This window comes from Chondromyces crocatus (genome assembly GCF_001189295.1).
GTDB lineage: Bacteria > Myxococcota_A > Polyangia > Polyangiales > Polyangiaceae > Chondromyces > Chondromyces crocatus.
Genome location: NZ_CP012159.1, coordinates 2,957,980 through 2,974,401, shown reverse-complemented (window position 1 = coordinate 2,974,401; position 16,422 = coordinate 2,957,980). Strand labels below are relative to the sequence as shown.

11 protein-coding genes are annotated in these 16,422 nt (G+C 68.5%); 6 read left to right on the top strand and 5 right to left on the bottom strand.

Going from position 1 to position 16,422, the window contains the following annotated elements; genetic code table 11:
- Positions 1-2,922: 2,922 nt before the first annotated feature.
- The 4 genes from CMC5_RS44240 (at position 2,923) to CMC5_RS11050 (ending at position 7,176) form a co-directional block, all read left to right on the top strand.
- Complete coding sequence (locus CMC5_RS44240; protein WP_156338445.1) at positions 2,923-3,273, top strand: PE-PGRS family protein; 351 nt, start codon at positions 2,923-2,925, stop codon at positions 3,271-3,273.
- A 671-nt stretch (positions 3,274-3,944) separates the two neighbouring features.
- A complete protein-coding gene (locus tag CMC5_RS11060) occupies positions 3,945-4,208 on the top strand; it encodes a hypothetical protein (RefSeq protein WP_218920252.1) in 264 nt (87 codons plus the stop codon).
- A gap of 248 nt (positions 4,209-4,456) precedes the next feature.
- Positions 4,457-5,641, top strand: a complete 1,185-nt coding sequence (locus CMC5_RS11055; RefSeq protein ID WP_063796253.1) for an acyltransferase family protein — start codon at positions 4,457-4,459, stop codon at positions 5,639-5,641.
- A gap of 131 nt (positions 5,642-5,772) precedes the next feature.
- On the top strand, positions 5,773-7,176 hold the full coding sequence (locus tag CMC5_RS11050; RefSeq protein WP_063796252.1) for an SET domain-containing protein-lysine N-methyltransferase: 1,404 nt from the start codon (positions 5,773-5,775) through the stop codon (positions 7,174-7,176).
- An 89-nt stretch (positions 7,177-7,265) separates the two neighbouring features.
- Here CMC5_RS11050 and CMC5_RS49350 read toward each other — a convergent pair whose 3' ends face one another.
- On the bottom strand, positions 7,266-7,499 hold the full coding sequence (locus CMC5_RS49350) for a DUF7336 domain-containing protein (protein ID WP_082362382.1): 234 nt from the start codon (positions 7,497-7,499) through the stop codon (positions 7,266-7,268).
- A 6-nt stretch (positions 7,500-7,505) separates the two neighbouring features.
- Positions 7,506-7,883: a hypothetical protein gene (locus tag CMC5_RS11045; RefSeq protein ID WP_050430365.1), complete on the bottom strand. Its 378-nt coding sequence runs from the start codon at positions 7,881-7,883 to the stop codon at positions 7,506-7,508.
- A 781-nt stretch (positions 7,884-8,664) separates the two neighbouring features.
- Here CMC5_RS11045 and CMC5_RS11040 point away from each other — a divergent pair.
- Together CMC5_RS11040 and CMC5_RS11035 are read left to right on the top strand one after the other, a co-directional pair.
- Positions 8,665-9,789: an NADP-dependent oxidoreductase gene (locus CMC5_RS11040; protein WP_050430364.1), complete on the top strand. Its 1,125-nt coding sequence runs from the start codon at positions 8,665-8,667 to the stop codon at positions 9,787-9,789.
- A gap of 12 nt (positions 9,790-9,801) precedes the next feature.
- Positions 9,802-11,259, top strand: a complete 1,458-nt coding sequence (locus CMC5_RS11035; protein WP_050430363.1) for an NTP/NDP exchange transporter — start codon at positions 9,802-9,804, stop codon at positions 11,257-11,259.
- Here CMC5_RS11035 and CMC5_RS11030 read toward each other — a convergent pair.
- The 3 genes from CMC5_RS11030 to CMC5_RS11020 form a co-directional block, all read right to left on the bottom strand.
- Positions 11,247-12,890, bottom strand: a complete 1,644-nt coding sequence (locus CMC5_RS11030) for an NHL repeat-containing protein (protein ID WP_245678400.1) — start codon at positions 12,888-12,890, stop codon at positions 11,247-11,249. The genes CMC5_RS11035 and CMC5_RS11030 overlap by 13 nt on opposite strands.
- 245 nt (positions 12,891-13,135) lie before the next feature.
- Positions 13,136-14,788: an NHL repeat-containing protein gene (locus CMC5_RS11025; protein WP_245678399.1), complete on the bottom strand. Its 1,653-nt coding sequence runs from the start codon at positions 14,786-14,788 to the stop codon at positions 13,136-13,138.
- A gap of 150 nt (positions 14,789-14,938) precedes the next feature.
- On the bottom strand, positions 14,939-16,246 hold the full coding sequence (locus CMC5_RS11020) for a hypothetical protein (RefSeq protein ID WP_050430362.1): 1,308 nt from the start codon (positions 16,244-16,246) through the stop codon (positions 14,939-14,941).
- Positions 16,247-16,422: the final 176 nt, after the last annotated feature.

The following is a 16,422-nucleotide window of genomic DNA, read 5'->3' as shown; positions in this document are numbered from 1 at the left end:
TCCCGAAGACCAACGAAGTCGCCGTCGATGATGACTGCGGCGTATGGGTATCGAGCAGCCGGGGGGACGACAGCAACGACGGCAGCAGCAAGGATGCGCCCAAGAAAAGCCTGCAACACACAGCACTCGTGGCGGCGAAGCGGGGAATTGCACGCTTGTACGTCTGCGGGGAGGTGTTTGAGGAACAAATTGAGGTCTCCTCTGGGATGACGATCTTCGGGGGACTCGATTGCTCTGCGGGATGGAGCTGGAAGGGGACGGCAAAGACCAGCGTTCACGGCCCGCCGGATGTGCCAGCGGTGAAGCTGCTCGCGGGGGATCGGACGACTCGGCTGGAGGATCTGGAGATCCGCGCACCGGACGCTGAGACGTCGGGGGCTTCGTCGATCGGTGTGCTCGCTGCAGGCGTGACCGCAGAGCTGGAACGATGTGCGATCATTGTGGGAAACGGCGCTGACGGCTCGCCGGGTGCGCCGGGCGCGGAGCCGGCTATGCCGGGGGATCCGGTGCCGCGAGCGCAGGCAGGAGCGCCAGGGAATGGGGGACGCGATGCCTGCACCATGAGCGGGGCGGGGGCGACGACCGCAGGGGGTGCAGAGGTCGCGAGCATGTGCGGGGATGATGGCGTCGATCCCTCCATTGGCGGCAAAGGCGGCGATGGCCGCGCAGACACGGGCCTGAACGGCGAGGCTGGGGTGTCTGGGTCCTTCGGCTTCCCGGGTACTGGCCAACCCACGGTGGGCGTTTGGAGCTGCGCTGGGACTGGCAATGGTCAGGTTGGCGAGGATGGCGTTCCTGGGCAGCCCGGAAGCGGGGGCTCAGGACTGGGAACGCTGACCGTTGAGAGTGGTTATGTAGGGGCCACCGGCAGCCCGGGCAGCACTGGGAAATCAGGACAAGGCGGCGGAGGTGGCGGCGGCGCCCGAGGTCCTTCCTTCTGCGGCGGCGTCCCTCAGGGCTCCGGTGCCAGCGGCGGAAGCGGCGGCTCTGGTGGATGCGGGGGCAAGCCGGGGCAAGGAGGCGGAGCAGGTGGCTCCAGCATCGCGCTCGTAAGCGTCGAAGCAAAACTTTCCCTGAACGATTGCAGCCTCGAAGCAGGTAACGGCGGCAAGGGAGGGGTCGGCGGCGATTCACAACGAGGCGGTGCAGGTGGCCCGGGAGGCACACCGGGCACAGGCGTCGGGTCGTCAGCGAATGCTTGCGTTGGCGGCATTGGCGGGACCGGAGGCCAGGGTGGTCCCGGCGGCGGTGGCGCGGGTGGCAACACCTTCAGCCTCGCTTACAAGGGTACGCCTGTCGCCCTGAGTGAGGACACACGCCGTGTGCAAGGCACCCCTGGAACAGGTGGCCTTGGCGGCAACAACCATGACGCGGGGAACAGCGGCACGGACGGCATCGCAGCCACTGAGCAAGATTTCCGCTGATCGCCATCCCCCCTCATTCGTGATTGTACTCGGCTCTCGACCGATTTCTCGGTGAAGGGCTCCTTCACGCTCCGTCGTGGGATATCCCCGAGCGAGTCTGTGACAACCAAGCAGACTTTCCGAAGGAGGTGGATGGATGGGGACACGAACGACGATCGCCATACCCCGAGAGAGGCCCTCGACGCGCTTTGCAAGCGCCGCTCATGGAGCCCCTCTCGGCTCACTTACCACACAGAACGAGGACGGCTCGGGCCGTCCCGAGATGCATCCTGCCAAGGAGCGACCAAAGGTCAGCAGCTACCTATGCGCTGGACTGCTCATCGCAACGAACGTGATGAGCTGCGCTGCCCTGAGTGGACTCGACCAGTTCGAGATCGATGGTGAAAATACGACGGCTGGCGCGGGAGCAGGCGGTGACGGTGGGACGGGAACACCAGTAGCGTGCATCCCGAAGGGGAGCGACAGGGCCGTCGAAGACGACTGTGGCGTCTGGGTGTCGAACACTCGTGGGGACGACGGCAACCATGGCGGCAACAAAGACGCTCCGAAACGAAGCCTGAGTCACGCCGCACTCGTGGCAGTGGAGCGAGGGGTGCCCCGCGTCTATGCCTGCGGAGAGGTGTTCGAGGAGCAGGTCGAGGTGCGCCCAGGGGTGACGATCTTCGGCGGGCTCGATTGCTCCGCCGGATGGATCTGGAAGGAGGACACGAAGACCAGCGTGCATGGCCCGCCGGATGTGCCAGCGGTGAAGCTGCTCGCGGGGGATGGGACGACGCGGCTGGAGGATCTGGAGATCCGCGCGTCGGACGCGGAGACGCCAGGCGCTTCGTCGATCGGCGTGCTTGCAGCTGGCGTGACCGCGGAGCTAGAGCGATGCGCCATTGTTGTAGGCAATGGCGCTAACGGGGCACCGGGAGCGCCAGCTGTACCCGGAGATCCGGTGCCGGAAGCGCAGGGGGGAATGCCTGGACGCCCTGGAAGGGATGCATGCAGTACGCTTGGCGTGGAGGCAATGACCAATGGCGGCGCCGCAGTCATCGGTGAGTGCGGCGGAGACGGCGGTACGCCCTCCATCGGAGGCAAAGGTGGCGATGCTGCTCTCGCGAGCGGGATGACAGGTGAGGCTGGACAGGAAGGCGCTGCCGGCGCACCTGGTGATGGAGAACCAGCTTCAGGCAGCTGGAGTTGCGCGGCCAGTGGCAATGGCGAAGAAGGCGAGGATGGCGAACCTGGGCAACCCGGCAGCGGAGGCACTGGCCTGGGAACGCTGACCGCCGAGAGTGGTTACGCCGGCGTGAGCGGCAGCCCTGGCACCCCCGGCAAGCCCGGCCAGGGTGGCGGTGGCGGCGGTGGCGCCAGAGGCTCAGCCACATGCCCAGGGAACGTGGCGGGGGCCGGTGCCAGCGGCGGAAGTGGTGGCTCGGGCGGCTGCGGCGGCAAACCAGGACAGGGTGGTGAAGCCGGCGGTTCCAGCATTGCACTGGCAAGTATCCACGCAATGGTCTCTCTGAACGACTGCACCCTCGAAGCCAGCAATGGCGGTAAGGGAGGTGCTGGTGGCGCCTGGCAAGAGGGGGGTGCTGGCGGCGCTGGCGGCCCAGGGGGGAACCCAAGTGGGAACGCCAAGCGAGGTTGCAGTGGCGGAGCAGGAGGATTTGGCGGTGCAGGGGGGCAGGGCGGTGGTGGCCGTGGTGGTCACGCCCTTGCCATTGCCTATAGCGGCGCGACCGTCAGCACCTCACAAGAGGTCCGTCTGACACAAGGCGAGGCAGGATTGGGAGGCGAGGGCAGCTCTCAGCAGAACGCTGGCGCGCCAGGCATCAAGGCCCCGCAGCAAGAGTTCCCCTGATCATCAATCGTCCGCCGCCCTAGAATCATGTCACGCGGCCCGCGTCATGGCCGCGGCGACAGCATCTATGGTCCGTGGATACCTCATCTCCTGAAGGGTAGGTCTCCATGGGTGATTGGTCGCCTGCCAGCTTCTGACAGGAACCATTCATCCCCTCGAGCGCACGGCCATCATGGCATCGACCGAGAGCTGCCCTGCTCGGGAGCAGGAAACCTGCCCACACGCGGGTCACCTGCCCGCCCCCCCCGGTCATCTGCCAGCCACCCCCTCCAGACTCCGGCCATCGCCCCGGCTCCTCACAGCCGCACCCGTCTCACGCTCATTCCTGATCCTGGAAACCTGCACCCGGAAGGGAAGCGCCCCGTTCCCCTGATCCACAGCCCCTCCCCTCCCCTCCCCTCCCCTCCCGGTCCCTGCACCCAGCCCGGCACCGCAGGTATCCCCGGGTGAGAGCACCGAACGAGACCGAGCCAGCCCGAGAAGCGCCAGCCCGAGAAACGCCAGCCCGCGAATCGCAGCTCATGAACGCATTCATGGGCTGCGTCGAGGAGCGGCAGCGACGGCTCCAGCCATGCACACGTAGCGGTCTTCCAGGGAGAGAGCAGCGGCCTTCACGACGCTCCGGGCGGGCGTATCATCGAAAGCGCCATGGCGGAGTAGATTCGATGACCATGAAGCTCCTGAGACAGATCGCATTGCCCGAAGGAACCGCAGGGAAGGCACGACACACACGCAATGGCGCGATTCTCTTGTCGCCTGCTGCCCTCAGCATTGTGCAGTACGCATCTGACCCTGGCTTCTATCTTCTCTACGTCGACGCGGAGGGGCGCGAGCTGACGGACACCTACCACGACACACTGGATGGAGCGCTGTCCCAGGCCGAGTGGGAGTTTGCGGTGACACCAGGCCAGTGGAAGATCGTGCCTGACTCATGATGTCCACGGATGAGTAGCCGTACGCGACGCTGACGACATCCCTGAAGCCGCCAAGGAGCGTGCAAAGACCTCGCCCCTCTCGGCAGCGTCGGTCATGCGGAGGGTCAGGTCGCGCGAGGCCTTCCTCCACGATCTCTTCCATTCCTCCATCTCTCCAGTCATTCGTCCGTCTGGCACCCGACGATGCATTCTTCATCCCTCATCTCGCCCACTACCCTGCTTGCGAGCCCTTCTCTAAGGAGAGAGTCATGCAATCGCCACCCGCAGTTGCAGACTCCGTCCCTGCCGAGCGTCGGAGGCTGCCCATACTCACCGGCTATCGGTTCGTGCTCGCCTCGGTGGTCTTGTTCGCCCACACCTTCTATCATGCTCAGTTCTTTCGAACCGACCCGCAGACGGATCCATTCCGTCTCACCCTGTTACCCGCGACGGCCGCGGTGTCGTCCTTCTTCGTCCTCAGCGGGTTCATCCTGACCTGGTCGGCGCCTCCATCGGACCCTCCTCGTGCCTTCTGGCGGCGCCGTGCGGCCAAGATCTTTCCCAATCATGTGCTGACGTGGCTGGTCACCATCCTCTTCCTGGCGACGATATCGACGCCATCCCTGCTACCCGGCGCAGAAGCAGGCCTCGACGCTGGCACGGCCTTCATCAACCTGGTCCTGCTCCAGAACTGGGTGCCACGAATCGACTACCTCGGCAGCGTCAACCCGGTGAGCTGGTCGATCTCCTGCGAGGCCTTCTTCTACGCGCTCTTCCCATTCCTTCATCCCCGGTTCCAGCGAATCCCTGCGCACCGGCTGTGGCGCTGGTTCGCCCTCGTCGCAGCGCTCATCGTTCTCTTTCCCGCCCTCACCTACCTCCTTCGAGAGCCACACACGGGCACCTGGTGGATGCCCTTGCCCATCACGCAAGTATGGTTGGTCTATTTCTTCCCACCCACGCGACTGCTCGAATTCATCCTGGGAATCCTCGCGGCGCGACTCGTTCAGGCACGCCTGTGGCCGCGGCTTCCTCTGTGGCCACCGCTGCTCCTCGGTGGCCTCGTCTTCCTGGCCATTCCGATCCTGCCAACCGCCTACCTCTTCGGCGCCGCCCTGGCGGTTCCCCTCGCGATGGTCATCCCCACCCTGGCCACCAGAGACCTCGCCGGCCACACCGGATGGCTGGGGCATCCTGTCCTGATTGCCCTCGGCAATGCTTCCTACGCCCTCTACCTCGTGCACTACCCCGTCCTGCGCATCTTCCGACACGCCGTCGGCCCCCAGCAGCGCTTTGCCTGGTGGTCGGGAACCCTTCTGGCACTCGCCGCAATGGCCATCTCCATCGTCGTCGCCGTCCTCATGTACACCCATCTCGAGGAGCCGATCGTTCGACGCCACGGGCGCCGCCGCCACGTCGCCACCGACGGACCTGGCGCGACGGGCATCCCATAGACACGCTCTGCGCCGAGAGGCGTTCACCACGCGGCCATGGTACGCACCCGGTCATGACGGCATTCCGCTGCGCACCCCTCCTCCCATTCCACTGGCTCGCGCGCGGGACACGGTGATAAGAATTTCATTCCATGCGGCTGTGTACCCTGCTGGCGTCTTACGAGCGCTCGGAGTCGCCGTTTCACGGGCTCGACCCGTACCCGGACCCGTCCCTCTGGGCCCCGTCGCACGAGTGGGAGGTGTGCCTCGTCGACAAAGCCACGGCGGTACGCACCGTGCGACAGCTCGCCAAGCGCGGCTTCGATGCCTTCGTGAACCTCTGCGACGGCACCTGGGAAGAGGACTGCGCCGGCCTCGAGGTGGTCATCGAACTCGAACGCCAGGGCCAGGCCTATACGGGTGCGGACCCGCATTTCTACCCGATCACCCGCAAGGCCATGAAGCTGATGTGCCACGCCGTCGGCATCGACACCCCGCGTCATGTCTTCGCCGAGAGTCGTGACGAGGCGGAGCTCGCCGCCGCTCACCTGCGCTTCCCGCTCTTCGTCAAGCATCCGGACGGCTATGGCAGCCTCGGCCTCACTGCCGCGAGCCGCGTGACCCACGCCGACGCCCTGTTCGCCAGGGTCGACCAGGTGGTGGACGCGCATGGCGGCGCGCTCATCGAGGAGTTCGTCGAGGGGCGCGAGTTCACCGTGCTCGTGGCGGAGCCGCCCGCCGGCGAGCGCTCCCCGCGCTGCTACCCCCCGCTCGAAGTCGTGTTTCCCCCCGGAGAATCGTTCAAGCATTTCGATCTGAAATGGCGCGGCTACGATGATCTCTCGTCGCGCCCCGTCGAGGACGCCGACCTCGCCGAACGATTGCAAGGCGTGGCGGCGCGCATCTTCGAGGCGCTGAAGGGCGTGGGCTATGCGCGCTGTGACATCCGCATGGACCGCGACGGCCGGCTCTACCTGCTCGACGTGAACTCGAACCCCGGCTTGTTCTACCCGCCCGAAGCCCCGGGCGCCGCGGACCTGATCCTCTCCCACGACCCGGGGGGGCACCGGGGCTTCATCGAACACATCCTGACCACGGCCTTGCGCCGTCGCGACCTGCGCAGACCGAAATGGACCCTCCGCCACCACCCCGAGAGAGGCCTCGGCATCGTGGCCACCGTCGACATCGCCGCAGGCGAGCGCGTGTTCTGCAACGAGGAGCGCCCCATGCAGCTCGTGACCCGCGCGCACGTGGAGCGCACCTGGCCCTCCTGGCGAAAGCAGGTCTTCGCCCGGTGGGCCCACCCGATCTCGGACGAGGTCCACGCCATGTGGAGCGACGACCCGGAGGCGTGGTTCCCCACCCACCACAGCTGCGACCCCACCGTGGCCCTCGACGGCCTCGATTTCGTCGCGAGGCGCCCGATCCGCAAGGGCGAAGCCATCACCCTCGATCACGCGACCCTCGCGGGACCGAGCCGCTCCCCCTCCCCTTGCCCGTGCGGCAGTGCCCTGTGCCGAGGCACGATCCGCAGCGCGGCTCTCCTCGCACCGTGACGCGAGGAGCGCCGTGACGGGAAGCGCGCCACGACGCGAGGAGCGTCACGGCGACCTTCTGCACGACGGGTGAGGTCAAGGTGGAGCGGTCATCGCCGCGCTCTGCGTCGCTTTGCTCTGGGGGATGCGTCCCTTGGCCCCGTGACCAGGAACAGCTCGCTGATCTGAAAGCCCTCCGGGTGGTCACGGAATCCCGGCTGAGAACGAAGGCGAGCCGCGGCCGCCTCCGCCTCTTCCTTGCTCGGGTACACGCCGATCAGCGCGAGGGGTCCCACCCCTTCAGGCGTCTTGAAAGCATGCTGAAGGATGTGGACCCGCGGCACTGGGCGCTACTTCAGCTTGAGGTCGATCATCCCGAGCGTCTCGCCATGGTCGTAGGCGGCGCGGCCGGTGCGGAGGTTGTACTGCGAGCTGCTGTCGAGAAGCGCGAGGAGGTCTTGCTCGTAATGGTAGACCTCGAGGTCGACCTTGCCGCCGCCGAGCATCAGGCCGGGCTTCAGCTTGATGTAGGTCGCGTTGTGGCGGCTCTGGAGCTCGCGGATCTGCTCGTCGGAGATGCCGAGGTTCAGCTCCAGGTGGAAGGCCTTGAAGTCCGTGGCCCCATGGGTGTGCGAGGCGTCGCCAGCGAGGGCGACGTAAGCGCCGACGTCGAACAGGGCTTCGATGTCGGAGCGCTGGAGCGTTTCGTAGACTCGGTGTCCGGACATGGCTGGGTCCTCCCTCGCGCCATGGCGTCCAATGTGCGCACCATGGCCTGCGGAAGAACCCTACCGCCGCGAGGCGCGCGCGGGCAATCCAGGACGGTGAGCTGGAGCACTGAGCTTATGTCCGCGTCGCGGCATCCGGGTCGCGGGCGACGCAGGCGCGCTCACGTCAGGGGCCGCGAGGACGGACGACACGGCAGGAGGAAGGCGACCCGAGGGTGGCGAGGACGGTCCACGGAGGCCTGTTTCGTGGTCTCCACCACGGTCGAGGCGTCGTCCGGGGCCCGTTTTCGTGGTCTTTGTGGGTTTGACCGGTCGAACACCCTCCGGTCACACGTGCACAAGGGGGTTTGACCGGTCGAACACCCTCCGGTCACTCGTGCACAAGGGGGTTTGACCGGTCGAACACCCTCCGGTCACTCGTGCACAAGGGGGTTTGACCGGTCGAACACCCTCCGGTCACTCGTGCACAGGGGGGTTTGACTGGTCGAACACCCTCCGGTCACTCGTGCACAGGGGGGTTTGACCGGTCGACGACACAAAGACCGCGCTCGCGGACCGCGGGACGGCCGTTCGGGGACACGCCTCGCCTCGCGACCTCGCCCAACTCGCGCCCTCGCCTCCTCACACCGCACACCACCGGGATGGCCGAGCCGCACGTGCCTGGCAGGCAAAGGATCTGTGCCGCGTTTTGCGTTGAGCGAGTGACGGGGGGCCACTACGACGAGGGGACCCGCGCGCACGGAGCCAGCGGCGTCGACTGGATGGGAGCAAAGAGAAACGCATGACCACGTCGCGCTCGGCCTGGGTCGGGGTGGGATCGTTGCTGATGCTGGCGCTCGGGGCGCTCTCCTCGGCGTCGTGCGCGGCCAGCTCGGAGACGCGAGGGGCGCTCGCGCCAGCGGAGGCCTCGGTCGATCCGGCGGCCTCGGGAAGCTCGCCGGACGCGAAGGCCGAGCCGACGCCGGCGACGATGAAGGCGGTGCGCATCCACGAGTTCGGCGGGGCCGAGGTGCTGCGCTACGAGGACGTGCCGCGTCCGGTGGCGCAGGAGGGGGAACTCCTGGTGCGCGTCGTGGCGGCCGGGGTGAACCCGCTCGACAGCAAGGTGCGCGCTGGCAGCCTGCGTGGGCTGATCCGGCTGCCGTACACGCTGGGGTGGGAGCTGTCGGGGGTCGTGGAGGCCGTGGGGCCGAAGGTGACGGCGTTCAAGCCGGGGGACGCGATCTACACGTACATGGGGAGGGAGCGCGGTGGCGCGCACGCGGAGTACGCGATCGTGCCGGAGAGGCAGGCGTCGCGAAAGCCGTCGACGCTCTCGTTCCGGGACGCAGCGGCGGTGCCGGCGTCGGCGCTGACGGCGTGGCAAGCGCTGTACGAGTCGGGGCACCTGCGGGCCGGGCAGACGGTGTTCGTCCAGGGGGGCTCGGGCGGGCTCGGTGGGTACGCGATCCAGTTCGCGAAGCTCCGGGGCGCGCGGGTGATCGCATCGGCATCGACGAAGAACCTGGATCTGCTGCGGCAGCTCGGGGCCGACGAGGTCGTCGACTACACGACGACGCGGGTCACCGACGTGGTGCGCAACGTCGACGTGGTGCTGGACGCGGTGGGTGGCGAGGTGCTGACGGCGGCGATCCCGCTGGTGCGCCGGGGCGGCTTCGTGGTGACGCTGGTGGGCACGCCCGACGCCGCGACGCTGGAGAAGCACGGTGCGCTCGGGGTGGGGGCGAACGTGCGGCCGGACGCGAAGCAGCTCGATGCGATCCGGGGGCTCTTCGAGGCCGGGAAGCTCCAGGTCCACGTGACGCAGACGTACCCGCTGGCAGAGGTGGAGAAGGCGCACGCGCAGATCGCGACGGGGCACACGCGGGGGAAGCTGGTGCTCCTGATCGGCGAAGAACCGAAGTGATCGGGTGACCGCATGAACGACACGACCTCGACGTCCACTGGTCTCCGCGCGAAACTCCGCGCGACGCTCTTCGGCGCGGAGCCGCTGCGGCCCAGGGAATCGAGGAGCGTGTTCTGGGGCGCGCTCGTGGCGTTCGCGGTGCTGGGGACGTGGTACTTCATCCGGCCCGTGCGCGACGAGATCGCGACGCGGCTCCGGCCAGAGCTGTCTTCGCTGACCACGGCGACGTTCGTGGTGATGCTGGTGGCGATGCCGCTCTACGCGGCGGTGGTGAAGTGGTCGACGCCGCGGCGGCTGGTGCCCGGGATCTACCTGGGGTCGGCCGGGATGCTGGTGGCGTTCTGGCTCGCCCTCGGGCACCTGCCGGAGGCAGGGGCGCTCTGGGTGGAGCGGGCGTTCTTCGTGTGGTCGAGCGTGTTCAGCGTGTTCGCGATCTCGGTGCTCTGGGCGTTGATGGCGGACGTGTTCCACGAGAAGCAGGCGAAGCGGTTCTTCGGGGCGATCGCGGCCGGGGGGAGCCTGGGGGGGATCGTGGGCTCGGCCGCGGCGTCGCTGGTGCTCGCGCCGCCGGAAGCAGCGGCCTTCCTGAAGGTGTCGCCGTCCGGGATGCTGCTCCTGGCCGCTGGGATCCTGGTGCCGACGACGCTCGCGGTCCGCGGCATCCACGCCGAGCCAGAGGCGCTCGGCGCGGGAGAGCGAGGGGCGGAGGCGCAAGGAGACGCGGCGGAGGAAGCGAAGGCGCAGGGGACGAAGGCCGAAGGGACGAAGGCACAGGGAGCGGGGGTCCCGACGGAGGAGCAGCCGATCCGGGGGACGGTGTGGTCGTCGCTGCTGGCGCCGCTGCGGTCGCCTTACCTGCTGGCGGTGTGCGGGTATCTGTTCCTGTACACGATCACGTCGACGTTCCTGTACTTCCAGCAGACGAGCATCGTGGGGGCGGCGATCGCGGACAAGGGGGAGCGGGCGGCGCTGTTCGCGCGGATCGATCTCGTCGTGAACAGCGTGACCTTCCTGGCGCAGCTCTTCCTGGCGTCGCACGCGATGCTCCGGCTCGGGGTGGGGGTGACGCTGTGCGTGGTGCCGGTGTTGACGCTGCTCGGCTTCGGGGTGCTCACGCAGGCGCCGGTGCTCTCGGTGGTGGTGGGCTTCCAGGTGGTGCGGCGCATCGCGAACTTCTCGCTGTCGCGTCCAGCGCGCGAGGTGCTGTTCACGGTGGTGTCGCGCGAGGACAAGTACAAGGCGAAGGCGTTCATCGACACGGTGATCTACCGGGGCGGCGACACGCTGAGCGCCTGGATGTACACGGGGTTCGAGGCGCTGGGGCTCGCACTCTCGGGGCTGGCCGGGATCGCGGCGGCGCTGTCAGGGGCGTGGTTCGCGATCGCGGTGTTCCTGGGGAGGAGTCACGCGCGGCGGTCGCGGGAGGTGGAGGCCGCGCGAGAGGAAGGCGCTGTCGATCAGAGGGTGTAGATCACGTTGCCCTGGTCGCCGGCGACGTACACGTCACCCGACGGGGCGACGGCGATGCCGCTGAAGGTGAACGAGGCGGCGAGGCCAGTGATGCCCGGGAGGCCGGTGGCGAGGCCAGTGGCGAGGGTGGTCACGGTGAGGGTCGACGGGTCGATGAGCTTGAGGCGACCCGCGCCGCTCTCGACGACGAGGAGCTTGCCGTCGGCGCGGACGGCGAGGCCTTCGGGCTTGTCGAGGCCACCCGCGACGAGGAGGGGCGGGCTGAGGACGACGCCGCCGTCGATGAGCTGGAAGACCTCGCCGGTGCCCCAGTCGGCGAACCAGAGGTCGTCGCCCGAGGCAGCGAGACCACCCGGGGCGCTGAGGCCGCTGACGAGGACGGTGCGGCCACTTCCGGTCTCGCGAGAGATGCGGCCGGTGCCAGGGACGAAGCCGAGCTCGGCGACGATGAGGTCACCGTCGAAGCGGATGGCGTTGTTGGGGAACTCGAAGTCGCTGTAGCTCTCGAGGACGGCCTCGGTGGCAGGGTCCCAGACCTGGACGGCGTTGCCGAACCAGGAGCTGACGAGGAGGTTCGCGCCATCCGGGGCGACGTTCGTCGGGGTGGTGAGGGCCGAGTGGCCGGAGAAGGGGATGATCTGGCCAGTCTGCACGCCCGTGGCGGGATCGAAGGCGCGGAGGGTGAAGACATCGGCGACGTAGAGGGTGGCGGCGCTGCCGGTGCCGAGGAGGGCGAGGCCGCCAGGGGCGACCATGCCGCCCGGGCTGAGTTCGTCGATGGAGGTGCTGCTGTTCACGCGGACGACGAAGCCGTCGTTGGCGCTGGAGACGTAGAGATCGCCGCTCGCGTCGAAGGCGAGGTTGTCGAGGCCAGGGGCGAGCTGGGCGATGAGGTCTTTCTGCTGGGTGACGAGGTCGACGCGGAAGACTTCGCCGCTCTGGTCGACGACGTGGAGGCGGTCGAGGGGGTCGAACTTGACGGCGGCAGGGATGAAGAGGTCGTCGACCTCGGTGACGACGTCGCACTCGGTGTAGGGGTCGGTGGCGTCGTCGCAGGAGTCGACGTCGATGCTGATGACCTTGCCCTGGCCGAAAACGGGTGCGTAGAGGCGGCCGTCAGGGCCGAAGTCCATGCCGTTGAGGAAGCCGAAGTTGCTCGCGATCAAGCGGGGAGGGTCGATGAGATCGGGGTCGAGTTCGTAGAGGGCGTCGCCGAGGAAGGCGAGGGCGACGAAGAGGCGGCCGTCGTCGGAGAAGGTGATGGGGTTGACGCCGAGGGCGACGCTCTGGGAGGTGGTGACGCCTGCCGGGGTGCGTCGGCCGACTTCGCCAGCCGCGAGGCCCGTCCAGTAGAGGGAGCCATCCGGGCCGAAGGTGATGTCGTCGGGGCCGTCGACGCCGAGGTTCTTGCCGGTGCGTCCGAGGACGTGGCCGTCACTGGGCCGGAGCTCGACGACCTCGCTGCCGAGGATGCTGGCGACGTGCAGGTTGCCCGAGGCGTCGAAGGCCATGCCGTTGGCGCTGTGGAGCGCGGCGCCCTGGGCGAGGGCGGTGGGTTCGCACGCGGTGAGGCCGAGGGCGCCGAGGAGGAGCGTCAGGGTCGACAGGGGAGCACACGCGGATCGAGTCATGGTCCGACCTCCAGGCCCGCCCAGGGCTGCGGCGCGGCGTTGCGGCAGAAGCGCTGCATCCATGCAGGTTCTGCGAGACGTGCGGTGGCAGACGCAGGGGCGAGCAGAACCGTTCAGTGTGAAAGACGGTCCGACGGACGCAAGCTCCTGCGGACGGACAAGAGGGCTGGATCACCGCAGAAACGACGGTGTGTGCGTGATCACGGGAGGTGGGGACGAGGTGCGAGGGGGCGCCGGTCCGCGGCTCAGAGGCTGTAGATCACGTTGCCTTCGTCACCCGCGATGTAGACGGTGCCGGAGGGGGCGACGGCGAGGCCGCTGAAGGTGAGCTGAGCCGGGAGGCCGGTGACGGCAGGGAGATCGGTGGCGAGGCCGGTGGCGAGGGGGGTCACGGTGAGGGTCGCCGGGTCGACGAGTGCGAGGCGGCCCGCGCCACTCTCGACGACGAGGAGCTTGCCGTCGGCGCGGACGGCGAGGCCTTCGGGCTGGTCGAGGCCATCGACGAGGAGGAGGGGTGGGCTGAGGACGATGCCGCCGTCGATGAGCTGGAAGATCTCGCCGGTGCCCCAGTCGGAGAACCAGAGGTCGTCGCCCGAGGCGGCGAGGCCCCCCGGTGCGCCCAGGCCGCTGGCGAGGACGGCGCTGCCGCTGGTGCCGTGGCGGGTGATGCGGCCGGTGTCGGCGACGAAGCCGAGCTCGGCGATGATGACGTCGCCCTCGAAGCGGATGGCGTTGCTGGGGAGTTCGACGTCGGTGAAGCTCTCGAGAACGGCCTCGGCGATAGGGTCCCAGACCTGGACGACGTTGCCGAGCCAGGAGCTGACGAGGAGGTTCGATCCGTCAGGGGAGACGTTGGTCGGAGACGTGAGGGTCGGGCCGCTGAAGGCGCCGAGTTCACCAGCCTGCACGCCGGTCTGCGCGCCGGTGGCGGGGTCGAAGGCCCGCAGGGAGAAGACATCGGCGACGTAGAGGGTAGCGGCGCTGCCGGTGCCGAGGAGCGCGAGGCCGCCAGGGGCGATCATGCCGCCGGGGCTGAGTTCGTCGGTGGATCCGTTGCCGTTCAGGCGAACGACGAAGCCGTCGTTGCCGCTGGAGACGAAGACCCGACACAGGGCATCGACGGCGAGGTTGTCGAGTCCAGGGGCGAGCTGGGCGAGGAGGAGATTCTGCTGGGTGACGAGGTCGAAGCGATGGACGTCGCCAGCCTGGTCGAGGATGTGGAGGCGATCGAGGGGGTCGAACTTGACGGCAGCAGGGAAGGAGAGGTCGTCGACCACGATGTCGATGTCGCACTCCGTGTAGGGATCCGTGGCGTCCTCGCAGGAGTCGACGTCGATGCGGATGACCTTGCCTTCGCTGAAGACCGGGGCATAGAGGCGACCATCAGGGCCGAAGTCCATGCCGTTGAGGAAGCCGAAGTTGCTGGCGATGAGGCGGGGAGGATCGACGAGGTCGGGATCGAGCTCGTAGAGGGCGTCGCCAAAGAAGGCGAGGGCGACGAAGAGGCGGCCGTCACCCGAGAAGGTGATGGGGTTGACCCCAGAGGCCACGTGCTGCGTGGTGGTGACGCCCAGCGGGGTGCGTCGACCGACCTCGCCAGAGACGATGCTGGTCCAGTAGAGGGAGCCGTCGGGGCCGAAGGTGATGTCGTCGGGGCCGTCGACGCCGTCGCTCTTGCCAATGCGTCCGAGGACGAGGCCGTCGCTGGGTCGTAACTTGACGATCTCGTTGCCGAGGAAGCTCGCGACGTGCAGGTCGCCCGCGGCGTCGAAGGCCATGCCGTTGGCGCTGTGCAGCGCGGCCCCCTGAGCAAGGGGCGTGGGCTCGCACGCCATCAGGCGGCTGCCGTCGAGCAGGATCGTCAGCGTCGCCGCGGAAGCGCACGCGAACCTCGTCATGGCCCGACCTCCATGCCTGCCCGAAGGCGGCGGCGCGCCGGTGCGAGCGAAGCGCTGCACCAGGCGATGCAAGCTATGTAGGCGTGTCGCGCGCTATGGCAATCGCACGGGCGAGCGAGATCGATCGGTGGGAGAGGACGTTCCGAGACGTCAGCCGTCGCCGTAGGGCGACGAGGCCGAAACCGACGCAGGCGCGGGGGTGGTGACGGGAGGCGGCGAGGCCGAAACCGGCGCAGGAGACGAGGCAGCGGGAGGCGGCGAGGCCGAGACCGGCGCAGGAGGCGAGGTAGCGGGAGGCGACGAGAGCGTGGACAGCCAGGTCGGGGTCGAGGTGCGCGCGACGGCGTGCGGGGCAGACATGGGCTTTGGCTGGGCGGGCGGCGATGCGGCGACGGCTTCCCAGATGGCGTCGTTCAGCGCTTGCTCGGAGACGCGGCGGGGCGCAGGTCGCGGCGCCTGCGCCTGCGGGGTCGGCGCAGCAGCGACGCTCTCGGCCGGGGCGGGTCGGCGTTGTTCGGCGAGCGCAACGCTCGCCGTGGCGAGCGGCTCGGAGGACGCGTCGGGCGCCATGTCGGCATCGTGGACGACCTGCGCGAGCACGCCGCCCTTCGGGGGCTCGGGTCGCGACGGGGTGATCGGAGGCTGGAGGGACGCTGCGGTCGGCGTGGGCTCCGCGGGCAGTGGGGTTTCCAGGTCGTACACGGACTCCTCCGCGTCAGGGAGCGGAGGAGGTCGAGAGATCGGCGCCTGGCCACGCGCGGTCGGCCTGGGTGGCGCGTGGTTCTGGGCGAGTGCTTCCGGCATCATCACCGCGGTGGGCGGGGCGGTCATGGGGGCGAGCACCAGGGGGCGGGACGTGGCGCCGGCATGAAATCCAGCGGCCGCACCGAGGGCCGCAGTGCATGCACCGAAGGCGACCAGGGCGGCCCACGCACGGCGCGGCAGCAGAGGCTGTCGTACGTGGACCGGGACGAGCGTGTCGCAGACCTGGATCATGTGGCGCACGCTCGCGGTGGCCTCGATGTCGGGGTCTTCCGGGGAGACGGGCGTCGGCCGCGAAGGCTCGAGTTCGACGCCCGTGGCGACGCTGGACGCACCGGGTTGCGGCGGCGGCCAGGAGGTGGCGACGAGGTGCGCCGACGCCGACGGCAAGGTCTTCGTGCGCTCGACACGGTTCGTGACGACCGCCGCGAGCGACTTCTTCATGAGCAGACGAAGGTCGTCGATGGTGTCGCCTTCGTCGAACTCCGCCGGCTGGGACGGGCGTCGCGGCGGCGGGGTCGGTGGTGGTGGTGGGCGAATGGCCTCACGGTTCAGTGGGGTCTCCGGGCTCGGCGTTGCGTCCGCCTTGCCACAGTCCACGCAAGCAAATGCCATGTCCGGTGTCGTCTGGGACGCGGCCCAGACCTCCACGGAGACCTGGGACACAGAGCCACACACGGTGCAGATGACGTCCATCCCCCCCCCTCGAGTCAGGAGACCGCCGTCGCAGAACGCGGGAGCCGCCGGCGCTGCCGGCCTGGCCTTCCTCACCTGGGACGAATCCCTGACGTGGGCGACAGTCGTCCCACGGTCCGCGACCAGACGGTGACCAGACTTACATCGCGAGTATGACTGAAGGTGAGCTACCGCGC

What these genes read in the sequence shown, in the direction of transcription:
- CMC5_RS44240 (WP_156338445.1), top strand. Translation starts at nt 2,923, where the DNA reads ATGGTCTCTCTGAACGACTGCACCCTCGAAGCCAGCAATGGCGGTAAG.
- CMC5_RS11060 (WP_218920252.1), top strand. Translation starts at nt 3,945, where the DNA reads ATGAAGCTCCTGAGACAGATCGCATTGCCCGAAGGAACCGCAGGGAAG.
- CMC5_RS11055 (WP_063796253.1), top strand. Translation starts at nt 4,457, where the DNA reads ATGCAATCGCCACCCGCAGTTGCAGACTCCGTCCCTGCCGAGCGTCGG.
- CMC5_RS11050 (WP_063796252.1), top strand. Translation starts at nt 5,773, where the DNA reads ATGCGGCTGTGTACCCTGCTGGCGTCTTACGAGCGCTCGGAGTCGCCG.
- CMC5_RS11045 (WP_050430365.1), bottom strand. Translation starts at nt 7,883, where the DNA reads ATGTCCGGACACCGAGTCTACGAAACGCTCCAGCGCTCCGACATCGAA.
- CMC5_RS11040 (WP_050430364.1), top strand. Translation starts at nt 8,665, where the DNA reads ATGACCACGTCGCGCTCGGCCTGGGTCGGGGTGGGATCGTTGCTGATG.
- CMC5_RS11035 (WP_050430363.1), top strand. Translation starts at nt 9,802, where the DNA reads ATGAACGACACGACCTCGACGTCCACTGGTCTCCGCGCGAAACTCCGC.
- CMC5_RS11030 (WP_245678400.1), bottom strand. Translation starts at nt 12,890, where the DNA reads ATGACTCGATCCGCGTGTGCTCCCCTGTCGACCCTGACGCTCCTCCTC.
- CMC5_RS11025 (WP_245678399.1), bottom strand. Translation starts at nt 14,788, where the DNA reads ATGACGAGGTTCGCGTGCGCTTCCGCGGCGACGCTGACGATCCTGCTC.
- CMC5_RS11020 (WP_050430362.1), bottom strand. Translation starts at nt 16,246, where the DNA reads ATGGACGTCATCTGCACCGTGTGTGGCTCTGTGTCCCAGGTCTCCGTG.